Annotated in this window: 19 protein-coding genes; 13 read left to right on the forward strand and 6 right to left on the reverse strand. The window is 72.6% G+C overall.

What is annotated here, in order from left to right:
• Positions 1 to 33 precede the first annotated feature (33 nt).
• The 4 genes from rarD to ACQKQD_RS06090 all read left to right on the forward strand — a co-directional run bounded on the left by rarD (position 34) and on the right by ACQKQD_RS06090 (position 4,373).
• Positions 34 to 930 (forward strand): EamA family transporter RarD, encoded by an 897-nt coding sequence (gene rarD, locus ACQKQD_RS06075; protein ID WP_427507781.1) that lies wholly within the window; start codon positions 34 to 36, stop codon positions 928 to 930.
• 52 nt (positions 931 to 982) lie between these two features.
• Positions 983 to 3,373 carry a response regulator gene (locus ACQKQD_RS06080; RefSeq protein ID WP_427507782.1) on the forward strand — a complete coding sequence of 797 codons (2,391 nt, stop codon included), beginning with the start codon at positions 983 to 985 and terminating at the stop codon, positions 3,371 to 3,373.
• A complete protein-coding gene (locus ACQKQD_RS06085; protein ID WP_056532380.1) occupies positions 3,370 to 3,651 on the forward strand; it encodes a hypothetical protein in 282 nt (93 codons plus the stop codon). Before ACQKQD_RS06080 ends, ACQKQD_RS06085 begins: the two co-directional genes overlap by 4 nt.
• Positions 3,652 to 3,758: 107 nt before the next feature.
• Positions 3,759 to 4,373 carry an NIPSNAP family protein gene (locus ACQKQD_RS06090; RefSeq protein ID WP_331298859.1) on the forward strand — a complete coding sequence of 205 codons (615 nt, stop codon included), beginning with the start codon at positions 3,759 to 3,761 and terminating at the stop codon, positions 4,371 to 4,373.
• A gap of 66 nt (positions 4,374 to 4,439) precedes the next feature.
• On the opposite strand, the gene ACQKQD_RS06095 is transcribed toward ACQKQD_RS06090, so the two are convergent.
• On the reverse strand, positions 4,440 to 4,706 hold the full coding sequence (locus ACQKQD_RS06095; protein ID WP_100252347.1) for a GCG_CRPN prefix-to-repeats domain-containing protein: 267 nt from the start codon (positions 4,704 to 4,706) through the stop codon (positions 4,440 to 4,442).
• Positions 4,707 to 4,839: 133 nt separating this feature from the next.
• On the reverse strand, positions 4,840 to 5,862 hold the full coding sequence (locus ACQKQD_RS06100) for a P1 family peptidase (protein WP_427507783.1): 1,023 nt from the start codon (positions 5,860 to 5,862) through the stop codon (positions 4,840 to 4,842).
• Here ACQKQD_RS06100 and ACQKQD_RS06105 point away from each other — a divergent pair.
• Positions 5,815 to 6,840, forward strand: coding sequence for an NAD(P)-dependent oxidoreductase (locus ACQKQD_RS06105; protein WP_427507784.1), 1,026 nt, complete (start codon positions 5,815 to 5,817; stop codon positions 6,838 to 6,840). The genes ACQKQD_RS06100 and ACQKQD_RS06105 overlap by 48 nt on opposite strands.
• A 97-nt stretch (positions 6,841 to 6,937) precedes the next feature.
• The gene (locus ACQKQD_RS06110; protein WP_427507785.1) at positions 6,938 to 8,656 is read left to right on the forward strand and encodes a methyl-accepting chemotaxis protein; all 1,719 of its coding nucleotides are present in this window, start codon (positions 6,938 to 6,940) and stop codon (positions 8,654 to 8,656) included.
• Positions 8,657 to 8,660: 4 nt separating this feature from the next.
• On the opposite strand, the gene ACQKQD_RS06115 is transcribed toward ACQKQD_RS06110, so the two are convergent.
• Positions 8,661 to 9,518 (reverse strand): S49 family peptidase, encoded by an 858-nt coding sequence (locus ACQKQD_RS06115; protein ID WP_091977340.1) that lies wholly within the window; start codon positions 9,516 to 9,518, stop codon positions 8,661 to 8,663.
• 246 nt (positions 9,519 to 9,764) lie between these two features.
• Between ACQKQD_RS06115 and ACQKQD_RS06120 the strand changes: the two genes are divergently transcribed.
• The 6 genes from ACQKQD_RS06120 (at position 9,765) to ACQKQD_RS06145 (ending at position 15,210) form a co-directional block, all read left to right on the forward strand.
• Entirely contained in the window at positions 9,765 to 10,094 is a 330-nt protein-coding gene (locus tag ACQKQD_RS06120; RefSeq protein ID WP_056532391.1) for a hypothetical protein, read from the forward strand.
• A 213-nt stretch (positions 10,095 to 10,307) separates the two neighbouring features.
• On the forward strand, positions 10,308 to 13,040 hold the full coding sequence (gene gyrA / locus ACQKQD_RS06125) for a DNA gyrase subunit A (RefSeq protein ID WP_427507786.1): 2,733 nt from the start codon (positions 10,308 to 10,310) through the stop codon (positions 13,038 to 13,040).
• A 49-nt stretch (positions 13,041 to 13,089) separates the two neighbouring features.
• Positions 13,090 to 13,593: a pantetheine-phosphate adenylyltransferase gene (gene coaD, locus ACQKQD_RS06130; RefSeq protein WP_012319124.1), complete on the forward strand. Its 504-nt coding sequence runs from the start codon at positions 13,090 to 13,092 to the stop codon at positions 13,591 to 13,593.
• A 27-nt stretch (positions 13,594 to 13,620) separates the two neighbouring features.
• On the forward strand, positions 13,621 to 14,169 hold the full coding sequence (locus ACQKQD_RS06135) for a peptidylprolyl isomerase (protein WP_020095390.1): 549 nt from the start codon (positions 13,621 to 13,623) through the stop codon (positions 14,167 to 14,169).
• A gap of 7 nt (positions 14,170 to 14,176) precedes the next feature.
• Positions 14,177 to 14,674, forward strand: a complete 498-nt coding sequence (locus tag ACQKQD_RS06140; protein WP_020095389.1) for a hypothetical protein — start codon at positions 14,177 to 14,179, stop codon at positions 14,672 to 14,674.
• A gap of 77 nt (positions 14,675 to 14,751) precedes the next feature.
• Positions 14,752 to 15,210: a peptidylprolyl isomerase gene (locus tag ACQKQD_RS06145; protein ID WP_010686120.1), complete on the forward strand. Its 459-nt coding sequence runs from the start codon at positions 14,752 to 14,754 to the stop codon at positions 15,208 to 15,210.
• Between the two features lie 158 nt (positions 15,211 to 15,368).
• On the opposite strand, the gene mobA is transcribed toward ACQKQD_RS06145, so the two are convergent.
• The 3 genes from mobA to ACQKQD_RS06160 form a co-directional block, all read right to left on the reverse strand.
• Positions 15,369 to 15,917, reverse strand: a complete 549-nt coding sequence (gene mobA / locus ACQKQD_RS06150; protein WP_419544793.1) for a molybdenum cofactor guanylyltransferase MobA — start codon at positions 15,915 to 15,917, stop codon at positions 15,369 to 15,371.
• A gap of 70 nt (positions 15,918 to 15,987) precedes the next feature.
• Positions 15,988 to 17,136: an iron-sulfur cluster carrier protein ApbC gene (gene apbC / locus ACQKQD_RS06155; protein WP_020095387.1), complete on the reverse strand. Its 1,149-nt coding sequence runs from the start codon at positions 17,134 to 17,136 to the stop codon at positions 15,988 to 15,990.
• Between the two features lie 155 nt (positions 17,137 to 17,291).
• The gene (locus ACQKQD_RS06160; protein ID WP_026605283.1) at positions 17,292 to 17,579 is read right to left on the reverse strand and encodes a hypothetical protein; all 288 of its coding nucleotides are present in this window, start codon (positions 17,577 to 17,579) and stop codon (positions 17,292 to 17,294) included.
• 127 nt (positions 17,580 to 17,706) lie between these two features.
• On the opposite strand from ACQKQD_RS06160, the gene ACQKQD_RS06165 reads away from it, so the two are divergent.
• A complete protein-coding gene (locus ACQKQD_RS06165) occupies positions 17,707 to 18,210 on the forward strand; it encodes a pyridoxamine 5'-phosphate oxidase family protein (protein ID WP_024830124.1) in 504 nt (167 codons plus the stop codon).
• The last annotated feature ends 11 nt before the right edge of the window (positions 18,211 to 18,221 follow it).

The following is an 18,221-nucleotide window of genomic DNA, read 5'->3' on the forward strand; positions in this document are numbered from 1 at the left end:
CGGCCGCCCATCCGGGTCGACCGGGAGGACTCCGTGGGCCTCGTCTACGCGCTCGCCGCCTACCTGAGCTGGGGCCTCGTGGTCCCGGTGCATTTCCGGATGCTCGGGGCCTACACGCCGTACCACATCCTGTCGGAGCGGATCGTCTGGTCGAGCGTGTTCGCCGGCGCGCTGGCGCTGATCCTCGCGGCCCGCCACCGCCTCAACCTGCCGCTGCCGCTCCGGAAGCGCCACGCGCTGCTGGTGCTCTCGGCGGCGATGATCGGCGTGAACTGGCTGCTCTACCTCTACGCCGTCAGCGGCGGTCACCTGCTCGACGCGAGCCTCGGCTACTACATCAATCCCCTGGTGAGCGTGGCCTTCGGCCGGGTGGTGCTGGGCGAGCGCCTGCGGCCGGCGCAGGCCGTCGCGATCGGCATCGCCGCGACGGGCGTCGCCGTCGCGGTGGTGTGGGCCGGGGAACTGCCCCTGATGTCGCTGTCGCTGGCGGTGAGCTTCGCCCTCTACGGGCTCGCCCGGAAGATCGTCGGCGTCGACGCGCTGGTCGGCTTCCTGGCCGAGACCCTGCTGCTGCTGCCGGCGGCGATCGTCTGGCTCGTCCTGTCGCCCGAGCCGTTCCTGCCGGCCGCGCCGGGGGACCGTGCCCTGCTGATGCTCACGGGGCTGACCACCGCGCTGCCGCTGATCTGGTTCGCCGCGGCGGCGGTGCGCCTGCGGCTCACGACCCTGGGCCTCCTGCAGTACGTGGCGCCGACCTGCCTGCTCGTCCTGAGCGTCCTCGTCTACGGCGAGCGCGTCGAGCCGCATCGGGCGCTGATGCTCGCGCTGATCTGGGTGGCGCTCGCGCTCTACACGATCGACGCCCTGCGGTTTCGCCGGCCGCCGGCTCCCGCGGCCGCGCGGTCGGATCCGGACGCGATGCGTGTATAAGGAATACTGGTTCGAGCCGCCGCGGGGCGGGTGACGGGACAGCGTCGGGTCGATGAGTGAGACTGAGAGCGGCCCAGGGTCCGTCACGGAGGCCGATTACCGCAACCTCGCCGAGACGCTGCCGCAGCTCGCCTGGATCGCCGAGGCCGACGGCACCATCGTCTGGTACAATCAGCGCTGGTACGACTACACGGGCACCTCCCTGGACGAGATGCGGGGCTGGGGCTGGCGCACGGTCCACCACCCGGACCACGTCGCGGCGGTGACCGAGCGCTACCGCGCCGCGATCACGCTGGGCCGGTCCTGGGAAGACACGTTCCCGCTGCGCGGCCGCGACGGGAGCTACCGCTGGTTCCTGTCGAAGGCGCTGCCCCACCGGGACGGATCCGGGCGGATCCTGCGCTGGTACGGGACCAACACCGACATCACCGTCCGCCGCGCGGTCGAGGAGCGCCTGCGCCATTCCGAGCAGCGCTTCCGGGCGCTGGTGGACGCCTCGGCGGCGGTGATCTGGAACACGGATGCGGCGGGCGAGCTGATGCCGCCGCAGGTCCGCTGGAGCACCTATACCGGCCAGACCGAGGAGGCCTACCAGGGCTGGGGCTGGCTGGACGCCGTCCATCCCGACGACCGGGGCCACGCGGCCGATGCCTGGGCCGCCTGCGTGGAGGCGCGCGCGACCTACGAGGTCGAGTACAGGCTGCGCCGGCACGACGGGGCTTGGCGCGCCATGGAGGTGCGCGGCGTGCCGGTCCTCGCCGAGGACGGCTCCCTGCGGGAATGGGTCGGTACCTGCGTCGACGTCACCGAGCGCAAGGAGGCCGAGGAGGCGGTGGAGCGCGCCCGACAGGCCGCCGAGGCGGCCAACCGGGCGAAGAGCCAGTTCATCGCCAACATGAGCCACGAGCTGCGCACCCCGCTCTCGGCGGTGATCGGCTACTCCGAGATGCTCGGCGAGGAGCTGGAGGATATCGGCCAGGCCGCCCTCCTGCCGGACCTGCGCAAGATCGAGGCGGCCGCCCGCCACCTGCTGTCGCTGATCAACGACGTCCTCGACATCTCGAAGATCGAGGCCGGCCGCATGACCGCCTCGGCCGAGACCTTCACGGTGGCCGACCTGCTCCGGGACGTCACCGACTCCACCGGCTCCCTGGTCGAGAAGAAGGGCAACCGCTTCGTCCTCGACGCCGGCGCGGCGGGCGAGGCCGGCCTCGGGTCCATGCACCAGGACCAGACCAAGATCCGCCAGTGCCTGCTGAACCTGATCGGCAACGCCGCGAAGTTCACCGAGCGGGGGACGATCAGCCTGACGGTGCGGCGGCACCGGGACGCGGGGGCGGACTGGCTGTCCTTCGCGGTCGCCGACACCGGCATCGGCCTGACCGAGGCCCAGATCGAGCGCCTGTTCGAGCGCTTCGTCCAGGCCGACGATTCGACCACCCGGCAGTTCGGCGGGACGGGCCTCGGGCTCGCCATCACCCGCGCGTTCTGCCGGACGATGGGCGGCGATATCGGCGTCGCCAGCACCCCGGGCGCGGGCGCGACCTTCACGATCCGCCTGCCCGCGACGCTGCGGCCCGAGGACGCGCCGCCGACCGAGGCCGAGGCGCACACGCCGGTGGAGCCGCACGAGGAGCACGAGACGGTGCTGCTGGTCGACGACGACCCGGCCGCCCGGGAGCTGCTCCAGCGCTTCCTGGAACGGGAGGGCTTCCACGTCCGCAGCGCCAACGACGGCCGCGCCGGCCTGACGCTCGCCCGGGCCCTGAAGCCGCGGGCGATCCTGCTCGACGTCGAGATGCCGCGCATGGACGGCTGGGCGGTCCTGCACGCGGTCCGCAACGACCCCGACCTCGCCGGGACGCCGGTGATCATGACCTCGGTGGTGGCCGAGCAGGGGCTCGGCCAGGCGCTCGGCGCCACCGACTACTTCGTCAAGCCGATCGACTGGGACCGGCTCAAGGGCCTGATGGAGCGCTACCGGCCCGCGGCACCGAACGAGGCGCGGGTCCTCGTGGTCGACGACGACGCGGATGCCCGGGAGCGCCTGCGCCGGTCGCTCGGCCGCGAGGGCTGGACCGTCGACGAGGCGGAGAACGGCCGGATCGCCCTGGAGCGGGTCAGCCAGGCGCGGCCGAGCCTGATCCTGCTCGACCTGATGATGCCCGAGATGGACGGGTTCGGCTTCCTGCGGGCCCTCCGGTCGCGGCCCGACGGCGACGTGCCCGTGGTGGTGCTCACCGCCAAGGAGGTCACGGCGGCCGAGAAGGAGAGCCTGAACCGGCAGGCCGACCGGGTGATCGCCAAGGGCTCCATGAGCCTCGCGGAGATCGGCCGGCAACTGCGCGTCCTCTACGCGCGTTCGGCGACCGAGCCGGTGCCGGGGCAGCTCCAGGGTTTGCTGGATCGGCTCGCCGAGAAGGACGCGGGAGAACCACGATGAGCGCGGACGGGATCGATCCGGAGAAGGCGGTGGCCATCCGGCTGCGGGCGCGGCTCGCGGTGGTGGAGCGGGCGGCGTGGTTCGGCTTCGTCCACGCGATGAAGACCCGGCCGGTCGAGACCGAGGCCTACATCGCCGCGGAGCGGGCGCGCTGCACGGACGGGTTCGGCAGCGGCGCCTGGGCCAAGGACCTCACCGACGCCGAGCGGACGATGCTCGCCGAGGAGGTCGATAGCGGGCTGGCGCAGCTGCTGGAGGATGCCCGCGCCGAGTTGTGAGGCTCGGCCGGCAGCGCGGAGGCTTGCCCGCGCGTCCCGATGGCAACGAAAGGCGTTCTCCCGCTTTGACGGCGTGACGTCGATGGGACGACGTCGCCGAGGCGCCCATGCTGTACGAACTCGCGACCCTCTCGTGCCCGCTGCTCGCGGTGGGTCAGGTCTCGGAGGGCGTCGAGGCTTGGCTGGACGATCCCGACGCCAAGGGCGAGCTGGTCGGCTGCTGGCGCACCGAGATCGGGACGCTGGGGCGCCTGATCGTGCTGCGCGGCTTCGCGGCGCCCGAGGACATGACCGCCGAGCGCCGGCGCGCCCTCCTCAGCGCCAACCCGTTCAACGCCGGGCACGTGATCACCGCGCTGGAGATGGACAGCTACGCCCCGTTCCCTTTCCTGCCGCCGATCCGGACGGGCGACCGGGGCGGGGTGTACGAGATCCGGACCTATCGCCAGAAGCCGGGGGGCCTGCCGCCGACCCTCGCGGCCTGGGAGGCCGCGATCGGGCCGGCACGCGCCTACACGCAGCACCTCGTCGTCAACCTGTACGCCCTCGACGGCGCGCCGCGCATCACGCACATCTGGGGTTTCCGCAGCCTGGAGGAGCGGGCCGCGCTGCGAGCCCGCGCCTACGAGGCGGGAATCTGGCCGCCGAAGGGCGGCCCGGACCAGATCGCCGAGGCGACCGCGACGATCGCGCTCCCCCAGGGGCGCTCGCCCCTGCGCTGACCGCCATCCGTCGAGAGCCGCAACCCGCGCTGGCGCCACCCCAGGGGGCGGCGCCAGCGCCGTCACTCAGCGGCGGCAGACGCCCCGCGGGCCGCGATAGAGGCCGGGCGGGCAGCCGCGGGGAGCGCCGGTGACGGCGCGGCGGATCGCACCGCGCGGGCCGCGATTCAGGCGGCAGCCGCCGTAGGCCCCGCGATGGGCGCCGAACCCGCAGCCGCCGCGGACGAGGGTGACGGCGGCGTCGCCGCCGGTCAGCGGTGCCACGGGCATCGCCTGGGCTCCGCCGGCGAACAGGGCGACGGACGCGGCGACGATCAGGCCGGTCATTCTCATGAGATTCTCTCCCGCTGGGCACAGGGCGCGGCCCGGTGCGATCCGGGCCGCGTCGCGGCCTCCGGCCGCGGCCAGTAACCCCGGGCCTGCGGCATCGTTCCGCGCCGGGGCGGGGCGGGGCCGGCGCCGCCGATCAGGCGCCGAACAGGTCGCGCCAGGCCGGTGGAAGCCCCGTGCCGGCCAGGGGCAATGACGGCGCGTGCCCGGGCAGGCTCGTCGCCGAGAACACGCCGCGGGCCACCGCCCGGGCCAGGACGCGCGCGGCGACGTCGCCGAGGCGGGCGAGGTCGACCACCGGTTCGGCGAGGGGCACGGCGCCGGTCGCCGCGGCGAAGACTAGGTCGCCGTCGAGGGGCGTGTGCGCCGGCACGAGCGCGCGGGCGAGGCCGTCCTGCGCGGCCACCGCGAGGCGCCGGCACTGCGCCTTGGTCAGCGCCGCGTCGGTCGCCACCACGGCGAGCGTCGTAGCGGCGCCCGGCAGCGCCCGGGCCGGGAAGGCGAGGGCCTCCGGCGGCACCCGGACCGGCGCGCCGAGACCACCGAACTCGTCGCCCTCTTCGAAGGGCGCCGCCCAGAAATGCGGCCCGGCTCCGATCGTCGCGTTGCCGAAGGCGTTCACGGCCGCGAGCGCCCCGACGCGGAAGCCCGTTCCCGGGACGTGCGCCGAGGCGGATCCGATCCCGCCCTTCAGTCGCCCGGTGCGCGCGCCTGTCCCGGCCCCGACCGAGCCCAGGGCGAAATCCTCCGCCGCGGCCGCGGCGGCCTGAAAGCCCAGCTCGCGATAGGGCGGATAGCGGCCCCAGGCCTTGTCCCCGCCGTTGGGGAGATCGAACAGGACCGCCCCGGGGACGATCGGCACCCGCATGGCACCGACCGGGAAGCCGCGCCCGGCCTCGGCGAGCCACGCCGCCACGCCCGGCCCCGCGTCGAGGCCGAAGGCCGAGCCCCCGGAGAGCACGAAGGCGTCGACCCGCTCCACGGTGCGCTCGGGGTCGAGCAGGTCGGTCTCGCGGGTGCCCGGCCCGCCGCCGCGCACGTCGACCGCGGCGATGGCCGGCTCATCGAACACGATCGCGGTGACGCCGCTGGCGAGCCGCAGGTCGGTGGCGTGGCCGACCCGCAGGCCGGGAATGTCGGTGATGCGATTCTGCAGCATGGATCGAGCTTGCCACGCCGTGCGAGCGCCGCAAATCCGGCCGGGGCCGTTGACCGCCGGCCGGGATTTCCCAGTTGGCAGACGGCACAGCGCGTCGAGGAGCACGGCATGGACGTCGGATTCATCGGAATGGGGCGAATGGGTCGCGCCATGGCGGCCAATCTCGCGCGGGCCGGCCACGCGGTCCGCGCCTGGAACCGCTCGCCGGAGGCCGCGCGCGGCATCGACGGCGTCACCCCGGTGGCGAGCGCCGCCGAGGCCTTCGCCGGGGACGCCGTGATCACCATGCTGGCCGACGACGCGGCCCTCGAGGCCGTGATCGTGGCCGGCGGCCTCCTCGACCGGCCGGAGCGCCCCGGCCTGCATATCGGGATGAGCACGGTCTCGGTGGCCCTGGCGAAGCAGCTCGCCGCCGTCCACGCGCGGGCCGGCGTCCCCTACGTCTCGGCCCCGGTCTTCGGGCGGCCGGACGTGGCGGAGGCCGGGAAGCTCAACATCGTTGCGGCGGGAGAGGGAGCCCTCATCGACCGCGCCGGCCCACTCCTCGACGCGATGGGCGCCAGGACCTGGCGCTTCGGCGACGACCCGACGCGGGCGAACGCCGTCAAGCTCGCCGGCAACTTCATGCTGATCTCGGCGATCGAGGCCATGGCCGAGGCCTGCGCCCTGACGGAGGGCCACGGCGTCCCGGGCGCCGACTTCCTCGACCTGATGACCAACACGCTGTTCGCCTCGCCGGTCTACAAGGGCTACGGCGCCTCGATCGCGCAGAACCGCTACGAGCCGCCGGGCTTCATCCTCAGGCTCGGGGCCAAGGACGTGCGGCTCGCCCTTCAGGCGGCCGAGGGCGCCGGGGTGCCGATGCCCTTCGCCAGCGTGCTGCGGGACGGTCTCATCGAGGCGATCAGCCACGGCGACGGCGAGAAGGATCTGGCGGCGCTCGCCCGCGTCTCCGCCCGGCGCGCAGGGCAGGGTTGAAATCTGCGGCAATGGCTCGCCTTTCTGGCGAACCTTAACCCGTCATTTCAACCTCACGACAGAGTGTCCGGCCGGCTATAGGCACGGATACCAATAGATGCGCACACATTCCTATTCGCTGCGCAGGATGACTCTGTCGACGAAAGTCATCCTGCTGGCGATGCTCGCCGTGACACTCACCGCCGGCGCCATCTGGATTACGGTCTCGCGACAAACTTGGTCGCAGATGGAGGCGCGCCAGCGCACCAACGGCGAGCGCAACCTGAGAACTCTGGCGCTCGTCCTGGCGGCGCGGGTCGAGGGCGCGGCGGCGGACCTCGACGGGGCGCGCGTCGCCCGGGTGTCGACGCCGAGCCTGTCGGGCTTCGCCGATGCCGGCGTCGTGGACGACGCCGTCGCCTACTCGGGCGGCCTGGCGACGGTGTTCAGCTACGAGCCCGCCTCCGACAGCTTCGTGCGGCGCCAGACCACCGTGCGCCGGGAGGACGGGACCCGCGCGGTCGGCACGGCGCTCGCCGCCGACAGCCCGGCCCAGGCCGCGATCCGCGCCGGGCGAACCTACGAGGGGCCGGCGACCCTGTTCGGGCGGCGCTACCACACGGTGTACCAGCCGACGGTCGACGCCGCCGGCAAGGTGAACGGCATCCTGTTCGTCGGCCTGCCGATCGAGATGTACTTCGACGCCCACGCCCAGACGATGACGAGCCTCAGCGTCGCCGCCCTGATCATCGCGGTGCTGGCCTGTGCCCTCGTCGGGCTGGCGGCGGCGCGGCTGTTCCGGCCCTTCTCGGCGATCGCGGCGCGGATCGAGGCCCTCGCGGCCGGCGACCTGGACTCGGCGATCCCCCACGCGGCGCGCGGCGACGAGATCGGCACGGTGGCGCACGCCCTCGAGGTGCTGCGCGTCTCCGGCCTGCGGACCCGGGAACTCGAGAGCCTGCAGAGCGCGGGCGCGGCCGACGAGACGCGGCGGCGGGCCGCCCTCGACCGCGCCATCGAGGCGTTCCGCGGCCAGATCGTCCGCCTGAAGGACGCGCTGACCGCCAGCACCGGCGCGATGCGCGCCCGGGCCGGCGAGATGGCGGCCAGCTCCGCCGAGGCGGAGGCCGCCGTCGCCGAGACCGAGCGCGGCTCGCACGAGACCTCCGCCAGCGTCCAGACCGTCGCGAGCGCCGCCGAGGAGCTCTCCGCCTCCATCGCGGAGATCGAGACCCAGCTCGACCAGGCCGAGGCCCTGGTGGCCACGGCCGCCGCGGAGTCGGACGCCATGAACGCCGAGATCGGCGAGCTCGCCGAGGCCGCGGGGCGCATCGGCGCGGTGGTCGGGCTGATCCGCCAGATCGCCGAGCAGACCAACCTGCTGGCGCTCAACGCCACGATCGAGTCCGCCCGGGCCGGCGCCGCCGGCAAGGGCTTCGCCGTGGTGGCCGCGGAGGTGAAGGCGCTGGCGTCGCAGACCGCGCGGGCGACCGAGGAGATCGGCAGCCAGATCGCCGGCGTGCAGGCCTCGACGACGGCGGCCGTGGCGGCCATCGGCCGGATGGGCGAGCGGATGCGGGCGGTCAGCGCCACCACGGGTGGGATCGCGTCGGCGGTCTCGGCCCAGGGCGCGGCCACCGCCGAGATCTCCCGCAACGTCGCCGACACGGCCGGCGCCACCGAGGCCATCGCGGGCGGCCTGACCACGGTCGCCGGCGCCGCGCGGCGCTCGGCCCGCATGGCCGCCACGGTCACCGAGGCGGCTCAGACCGTCGACGCGGTCGCGGCCGACCTCGAGGGCGAGATCGAGCGCTTCCTCGGTCAGGTCGCGGCCTGAGCCCTCAGAGCCCGTAGCGGGCGAAGGCCGCGCGCTCCGCGAACGCGGCCATCGCCCCCTCGGCCAGGTCGATCCCGCCCGGCGCGCCGCCCCGGCGCAGGATGCGGGAGAGCAGGCCGCCGCGCGCCTCGGCGACGAGGCGCAGGTCGACCTTCTCGCCGAAGCGCGCACGCATCGCGGTGCGCACGTCGCCCAGGGCGTCGACGAGGCCGAGGGGCAGCGCCTGCCGCCCGGTCCAGACCGCGCCGGTGAACAGGTTCTCGGACGTCGACAGGCCCGGGCGCCGGGCCGTGACGAGGCCGGTGAACAGGTCCTGCACGTCGGCCTGGATGCGCTTCAGGCGCTCCACGTCGGCGGGATCCTCCGGGCGGAACGGGTCGAGCATCGACTTCGCCTCGCCCTGCGTGTGCACCCGGCGCTCGACGCCGAGCTTCTCCAGGAGGCCGTGGAAGCCGAAGCCGGCCGAGACCACGCCGATCGAGCCGACGATCGAGGTCGGGTCGGCGACGATCTCGTCGGCCGCGCAGGCGATCATGTAGCCGCCGGAGGCCGCGACATCCTCCACGAAGGCGATCACCGGCACGCCCTTCTCCTCGGCCAGCGCCCGGATGCGGCGGTGGATCAGGTGCGACTGCGCCGGCGAGCCGCCGGGCGAGTTGATCACCAGCGCCACCGCCTTCACCCCCGGCATCCCGAAGGCGCGCTCCAGGCTGCCCGCGACGCCCCCGATCGAGAGCCCCGGCCGGAGCGGCGAGACCGCCCCGATCGTGCCCGACAGCCGGACCACCGCGACCCGCGGGCGTCGGTCCCGGAAGCGGCGCGGGAGGAGGGCGCGGAATGTGTCGGGGAACGCGAACGCCATGGGAGTCTTACGCGGCTCGTCGGGAAGCCGGGCGGGAGACGGCCCGGAAGCGCCTGCTCCGGAAACTGGGCGCTTTCCGGCCCCGCGCAAGGGCGGTGCGCGAGGGTGGTGCGCGAGGGTGGCGCATCTGCGCAGTCGGAACGGATCGAACCGTTTGCCGACCTTGGCCGTTTCAGGCGACGGCGCGAGCCTCGTGCCGGCCCGGATCCGCTGGACTCGGACGGGCGCTCACACGGGAGAGAAACGATGCGACCCTGGCCGATCCTGGTCCTCCTCGCCGCGCTGCTCGGCGGGCTGGCGAGTGCGCCCGCGCGCGCGGCGCCCCTGCCGGTCCCCGCGAGCGCCGAGGCCGCCGCGCCCGCCCCCGCGGTGCAGCAGGCCCACTGGCGCCACCGCCGCCACTGGCACCGCCGCCACCACTGGCGGCGCCACTGGCACCACCGCCGCCACCACTGGCACCGTCGCCATCACTGGCACCGGCACCACCATTTCCGCCGGCACTGGCACCGCCACCACGTCTGGCATGGCCGCCCGTACGCCCGTCCGTACGGCCACCGGCACGTCACGTTCTACTGAGCGCGGCCCTGCGCGTCCCGGCCCGATACGGCCGGGACGCATCCCGGCCGGGACGCGCGCCGGCAGCCGCGCTGCGACCTTGCGGGCGGCCTCGGAAAACCTTATTTAACCGTCTGATATCACTGCTCTTCCGAGAGGCCGTTCCGGCGCATCGCGCGCCACCCGGGAACGGCCGTGAGCACCGCCCGTCCGGGCTTCAGAACGGATACCGACTTGGCCGAGAACGATCCGACTGGCGCCGCCCCGCCCGCCAGCGACATCCGCCCCGTCTCCATCACCGACGAGATGCGCCGCTCCTACCTCGATTACGCGATGAGCGTGATCGTGAGCCGGGCGCTTCCCGACGCCCGCGACGGTCTCAAGCCGGTGCACCGGCGCATCCTCTACTCCGCCTTCGAATCCGGGCACCTGCCCGAGCGGAAATACGTCAAGTCGGCGCGCATCGTCGGCGACGTGATCGGTCTCTACCACCCGCACGGCGACCAATCGATCTACGACGCCCTCGTGCGGATGGCGCAGGACTTCTCCATGCGCCTCATGCTCATCGACGGGCAGGGCAATTTCGGCTCGGTGGACGGCGATCCGCCGGCCGCCATGCGCTACACCGAGTCGCGGCTGGCCAAGCCCGCCACCGCGCTGCTCACCGATATCGACAAGAACACCGTCGATTTCGGACCGAACTACGACGAGTCGCGCGAGGAGCCGACCGTCCTGCCGGCCCGCTTCCCGAACCTGCTGGTCAACGGCGCGGGCGGCATCGCGGTCGGCATGGCGACCAACATCCCGCCGCACAATCTCGGCGAGCTGATCGACGCCTGCGTGGCGCTGATCGACGATCCGGGCCTGACCATCGAGCAGCTCACCGAGATCGTGCCCGGCCCGGACTTCCCGACCGGCGGCATGATCCTCGGCCGCGCCGGCACCCGGCAGGCCTACGCGACGGGCCGCGGCTCGGTGATCATGCGCGCCAAGTCGCATGTCGAGGAGCTGCGCAAGGAGCGCGAGGCGCTGATCTTCACCGAGATCCCCTATCAGGTGAACAAGGCGACGCTCGTCGAGAAGATCGCCGAGCTGGTGAAGGAGAAGCGCGTCGAGGGCATCTCGGACCTGCGCGACGAATCCGACCGGACGGGCATGCGCATCGTCGTCGAGATCAAGCGCGACGCCATGGCCGACGTGGTGCTGAACCAGCTCTACCGGTTCACGCCGCTGCAGAGCTCCTTCGGCTGCAACATGGTGGCGCTGAACGGCGGCCGCCCCGAGCTGATGAACCTGAAGGACCTGCTCCAGGCCTTCGTGGATTTCCGCGAGGAGGTCGTCTCCCGCCGGACCAAGTTCCTGCTCGGCAAGGCCCGCGAGCGCGCCCACGTCTTGTGCGGCCTCGCCATCGCGGTCGCCAACATCGACGAGGTGATCCGCCTGATCCGGACCTCGCCGGACCCGAACACGGCCCGCGAGGCCCTGATGGCCCGCGACTGGCCGGCCCACGACATCGCGCCGCTGATCGCGCTGGTGGACGACCCGCGCCACCGCGTCGCCGAGGACGGGACCTACCGCCTGTCCGAGACCCAGGCCCGCGCCATCCTCGACCTGCGCCTGCAGCGCCTGACGGCTCTGGGCCGCGACGAGGTCGGCGACGAGCTGAAGACGCTGGCGGACGAGATCGCCGACTACCTCGACATCCTGCGCTCGCGCGCCCGCATCCAGGGCATCGTCAAGGGCGAGCTCGCCGAGGTCCGCGAGCAGTTCGCCACCCCGCGCCGGACCGAGATCGTCGACTTCGACGGCAGCGTCGAGGACGAGGATCTGATCGCCCGCGAGGACATGGTCGTGACCGTGTCGCACGCCGGCTACGTCAAGCGCGTGCCGCTCTCGACCTACCGGGCCCAGCGCCGCGGCGGCAAGGGCCGCTCCGGCATGGCGACCCGCGACGAGGATTTCGTCACCCGCCTGTTCGTGGCCAACACCCACACGCCGGTGCTGTTCTTCTCCAGCCAGGGCCAGGCCTACAAGGAGAAGGTCTGGCGCCTGCCGATGGCCGCCCCGAACGCCCGCGGCAAGGCGCTGGTCAACATCCTGCAATTGCAGGACACCTCCGAGCGCATCACCACGATCATGCCGCTGCCCGAGGACGAGGCGTCGTGGGAGACGCTCGACGTCATGTTCGCGACCGCGCGCGGCAACGTCCGGCGCAACAAGCTGTCGGACTTCACCACGGTGAACCGCAACGGCAAGATCGCCATGAAGCTCGACCCGGGCGACCACATCGTCCACGTCGAGATCTGCCGGCCGGACCAGAACGTGCTGCTGACCACCGCTCTGGGTCAGTGCATCCGCTTCCCCGTCGAGGACGTGCGCGTGTTCAAGGGCCGCGACTCGACCGGCGTGCGCGGCATCCTGCTGGCCAAGGACGACCGGGTCATCTCGATGACCATCCTGAACGCCTTCGACGCCAGCGCCGAGGAGCGGGCCGGCTACCTGAAGATGCGCCGCGCCGTGACCGGCGAGGCCGAGGAGAACGGCGACGCGGAGCCCGAGGACGGCGCCGAGGCGGCCGCGATCTCGCTCGACCGCTACAACGAGATGGGCGCGGCCGAGCAGTACGTGCTGACCCTGTCGGAGCGGGGCTTCGGCAAGCGCTCCTCGTCGTTCGAGTACCGGACCTCGGGACGCGGCGGGAAGGGCATCACGGCGATGCGGGTCAATCCCCGCAACGGCAGCCTCGTGGCGTCCTTCCCCGTCGAGGCCTCGGACCAGATCATGCTGGTGACCGACGGCGGCCAGCTCATCCGCGTGCCGGTGGACGACATCCGCATCGTCGGCCGCGCCTCGCAGGGCGTGACGGTGTTCAACACCGCCAAGGACGAGAAGGTCGTCTCGGTGGAGCACATCGAGGGCGAGGACGAGGGCGCCGAGGCCGGCCCCGAGGGCGGCGAGGAGGCCTGAGGCGCCGCCCGGTTCCGTCCGGCGCGAAAATGCTCTAGGTCGGGTCGCGATGACCCGCACTGCCCTCTACGCCGGCTCGTTCGATCCGGTCACGAACGGCCATCTCGACGTGGTCCGCCAGGCCTGCCGGCTGGTGGACCGCCTCGTGATCGCCATCGGCGTCCACCCCGGCAAGGCCCCGCTGTTCTCCGCCGAGGAGCGGGCGGCGCTCCTGACCGAGACCTGCGGGCCGGTGGCCCAGGCCGAGGGTGCGGCGCTGGAGATCGTCACCTTCAACGATCTCGCCGTCTCGGCCGCCCGGCGCTGCGGCGCCGCGATCTTCATCCGCGGCCTGCGCGACGGCACGGATCTCGACTACGAGATGCAGCTCGCCGGCATGAACGGTGCCATGGCGCCCGAGGTGCAGACCGTGTTCCTGCCCGCCTCGACGCAGGCCCGCCCGATCACCGCGACGCTGGTGCGCCAGATCGCCGGCATGGGGGGTGACGTCTCGCCCTTCGTGCCCGCGGCGGTCGCCGCGCGGCTCCGGCAGCGCTTCGCCGCCCATTCCTGACACCGGCCCGACCCTGGAAGGACTTCGATGAACCGACGCCACGCCCTCCTCGCGCTCGCCCTGACGCTCGGCACCGCCCAGGCGGCCCGGGCCGCCGACGCCAACACGGTCTATCTCCAGACCAAGGACGGGCGGATCACCATCGAGCTGCGGCCCGACATCGCGCCCAAGCACGTCAAGCAGATCAAGACCCTCGTCTCGCAGGGCTTCTACAACGGCCTCAAGTTCCACCGCGTCATCGACGGGTTCATGGCCCAGACCGGCGACCCGAAGGGCAACGGCACCGGCGGCTCCAGCCTGCCGAACATCCCGGCCGAGTTCACGCAGTCGGCCCAGTTCCGCCGCGGCACCGTGGGCATGGCCCGCTCGCAGGATCCGAACTCGGCGAACTCGCAGTTCTTCATCTGCCTCGGCGACGCGCCGTTCCTGAACGGCCAGTACACGATCGTCGGCAACGTCACGGACGGGCTCGACGTCCTCGACAAGATCAAGAAGGCCGCCCCAGGCGCGCCGGGCGGGGCCGTCCAGGATCCCGACAAGATCGTCAGCATGACGCTCGCCGAGAAGGCCAAGTAGCGGCCGCATGCCGGGCCGGCGCGCCGCCTCGATCCTCCTGCTGAGCTTGATCCCGGCGGCCGCCGCGGCCTATGACGGCGCGCCGTTCTACGGCTACGCCGAGGAGCCGGGGGGCGGCTACCCGCTGAGCCTGCCCCAGACCCTGCGCGCCACGGTCCCGGTCCCGGTCGCCCGGATGGCGACCAAGCCCGCCGACACCCTGGCCGAGCTCTACCCGGCGCTCGCCGCCTGCTGGCAGGCACCGGGCGGCCTCGGCCGCCCGAGCGGCGGGTCCGACGACATCGAGATCACCCTGCGGCTCGCGCTGCGGCGCGACGGCAGCCTGATCGGGCCGCCCCGCGTCACCTACGCGGCGGGGGTCGCGGGCGATCGGCGGAATACCCTGGTGCGCGGGACCCTCGACGCCCTCGCGCGCTGCACCCCGGTCCACATCACGCCGGGTCTGGGCCGGGCGATCGCGGGGCGGCCGGTGGCGCTCCGCTTCGTCTACCGCCCGCCGGCCTGAGCGCCGGCGAGACCGACACGGGCGCTGGCCGGATCCGGCACGCGCCGATACAGTTCCCCCAACCGGAAGGAAAGACTATGGCCGACAACGAGACCATCGTGCTGGAGACCACCAAGGGCCGCGTCGTGATCGCGCTGCGCCCCGACCTCGCCCCGGGCCACGTCGAGCGCATCAAGACGCTCGCCGCCCAGGGCTTCTACGACGGCGTGCCGTTCCACCGGGTGATCGACGGGTTCATGGCCCAGACCGGCGACCCGACCGGCACCGGCTCGGGCGGCTCCGACCTGCCGGACTTGAAGGCCGAGTTCAACGCCGAGCCGCACGTGCGCGGCACCTGCTCGATGGCGCGGACGAACTTCCCGCACTCGGCGAACTCGCAGTTCTTCATCTGCTTCGACGACGCCCGCTTCCTCGACAAGCAGTACACGGTGTGGGGCAAGGTCGTGGAAGGCATGGACGTGGTCGACACGATCAACAAGGGCGAGCCGCCGCGCTCGCCGGACAAGATCGTGAAGGCGACCGTCGCGGCGGCCTGAGCTCGGATCAAGCCTCACAGCCGAAGCCATCTCTCGATGGCTTCGGCTGTACCGTCTTTGCGAGCGGAGCGAAGCGAGCCAGGGTCGCGCCACATCTCCAAGATTTCGCGTTGCCCTGGGGGGTCACTTCGCTTCGCTCGTGATGACGGCGGGCCGCATCACCCGCGGTCCAGGGCTTCCGCCGCCGCCAGATCCGCCGGCGAATTGATGTTGAGGAACGGGTCCACGGGCTCGATCGGCCAGGTCGCGACCGCGGCCCCGTGGCGCGCGATGAAGGCGCCGACGCGCCGCTCGCCGCGTTCGAGATAGTCCCGGAGCGCGTCGCTCAGAGCCGTCGGCCAGAGCGCGATCGTGTAGTGCTGCCGCTCCCCTGAGGCCGCGAGCGCGATGCCGGTCTCCGGTCCGGCCGCGCCGAGGCGCGCTACCAGATCCTCCGGCAGGAACGGCGCGTCGCCCGACACGCTCACCACCCGCGCGATACCCCGCGCGCCGGCGTGCTCCAGCCCGGCGAGGATGCCGGCGAGCGGGCCCGGCTGATCCGGCACGGGGTCCGGCAGGACCGGACCGGGAAAGCCGGAGAACCGCGCCGGGTCGCCGTTGGCGCTGAGCGCCAGTCCCGCCCCGCATTGCGGCCCCAGCCGCTCGACCACCCGCTCCAGCAGGGTCCGCCCCCCGAGCCGCAGCAGCGGCTTGTCGCCCCCGCCCATCCGCCGCGCCCGCCCGCCGGCGAGGATCAGGCCCAGGACCGGCGGCGGAAGAGGCGGGGAGGGCACAGGATCACTCGAAGACGATCTTCGGCGCCGTCCGCCCGGCCGGAGCGCCGGACAGGTTCGCCCAGAGCTGGGCGGCGATGTCCCGGTAGACCTTGGCGTGCGGCCCCTCCGGATCGGTCGCCACCACCGGCCGACCGGCATCCGAGGTCTCGCGGATGGTCATGTTCAGCGGCACCTCGCCGAGGAACGGCACGCCGAGCCGCTGCGCCTCGTTCCGCGCGCCGCCGTGCCCGAAGATGTGCGAGGCGTGGCCGCAATTCGGGCAGACGAAGGTCGCCATGTTCTCGATCACGCCGAGGATCGGCACCGCGACCTTCTTGAACATGGTCACGCCGCGCCGCGCGTCGATCAGCGCGAGATCCTGCGGGGTGGAGACGATCACGGCGCCGGAGAGCGGCGTCGCCTGCGCCATGGTGAGCTGCGCGTCGCCGGTGCCGGGCGGCATGTCGACGAGCAGCACGTCGAGCTCGCCCCAGAGCACGTCGCGCAGCATCTGGGTGATGGCCGACTGCACCATCGGGCCGCGCCAGATCATCGCCGTCTCGGGCTCGATCAGGAAGCCGATCGACATGACCTTGAGGCCGTAGCCGACCATCGGCTCCATGGCCTTGTTGTCGACGACGTTGGGCTTGCCCGAGAGCCCGAACAGCTTCGGCACGGAGGGGCCGTAGATGTCGGCGTCGAGGAGGCCGACCTTCAGCCCCTGCGCCTGGAGCGCCAGGGCGAGGTTGCAGGCGGTGGTCGACTTGCCGACGCCGCCCTTGCCGGATGCGACCGCCACGATGTGGCGCACGCCCGCGATCTGCGGGCCCTGGTTCGGCGGCGCGCCGGGCCGCGGCGGCGCGACCGGAGGCGGCGTCACGGGCCGGGGAGCGGCGCCGCTCTGGGCCGGGTGGCTCTGGTTCCGCTCGGAGGTGAGGCTCGCGAACACGCCCGAGACGCCCGGCATCTTCAGGACGCGCCCCTCGGCTTGGCGCCGCACCGGCTCGAACCGCTCGGCCTCGCTGGGATCGACGAGGATCGAGAACATCACGCGGCTGTTCGGATCGACCACGACCTGGGACAGCCGTCCCGAGCCGGGCAAGGTGGTGCCGGCGGCATCGACGGTGACGTCGGCGAGCGCCTTCAGCACGTCGTCGCGGGTGATCGCCAAAATCGTTCTCCACCGGGGCAAGCAGGTATGCCAGTGCATGTAACCGAGCGGGCCCAGAACACCAGACCCCGAGCCCGAGATCGGCGCGCTCCGGTGGCCCGCGTCCCCGCGGCCATCGCGCGCCGGAGCGGGGCGCCGCCCGGACCGTGCCGGCGTCAGTGCGGCCGGGCGATGAGGTTGCACGCCTCCATCGGGCCGCGCACCACGGTCCCGTCGCCGCGCCGGTAGAACCCGTGCCGCAGGCGACGGCAGCCGAGGGGGCCGCGTAGGCGCTTCACGCGCTCGATGTGGACGCTGCCGTAGCGGCGGTTCGAGAAGTCGTGGCCGCCGATGCGCACGCCCGGGCCGAAACGCACCTCGGCGCCGGCCGGCCGAGCGCCGAGACAGAGCGCGCCCAGCGCCAGCGCCGCGGCCGTACGCCCCAATCTCCGAACACCTCGCATACGAACCTCCTCACCGCACGGGCAAGCTGAACCAACCGGAGACTGATCCGTTGTCGGGGCAGCCTTCGGGCGGGGCACCCTCCGGAGACCCCGCCGGGACCGAAACGACGCGTAGGAGACCACTTTCATGCATCAGGGCAACCACCGCGACCACGAGGGCGCGAAGAAGCTGTTCGAGCTCATCAAGGACGTGAAGATCGCCATGATGACCACCGTCGACTCCGACGGCACGCTCAACAGCCGCCCGATGTGGAACAACGACGCCGACGAGAACGGCGACCTGTGGTTCTTCACCAAGCTGCACTCGCCCAAGACGGCCGAGATCAGCAAGGATAACCAGATCAACCTCGCCTATTCCGACCCGTCGAGCCAGAACTACGTCTCGGTGGCCGGTAAGGCCGAGATCGTGCGCGACCAGTCGATCATCGACGCGAAGTGGAATGAGAGCCTGAAGACTTGGTTCCCGAACGGCAAGGACGACCCGGAGGTCGCTCTGATCCGCGTCCACCCGGAGAAGGGCGAGTACTGGGACAGCCCGAACAGCACGATGCTGCACCTCTACGGCTACGTGAAGGCCTCGCTCACCGGCGAGAGCCCGAAGACCGAGACCAAGAAGGTCGACCTCGCCTGAGGATCGGTCGT

Origin of the sequence: Methylobacterium sp. NPDC080182 (assembly GCF_050281105.1) — a bacterium.
GTDB lineage: Bacteria > Pseudomonadota > Alphaproteobacteria > Rhizobiales > Beijerinckiaceae > Methylobacterium.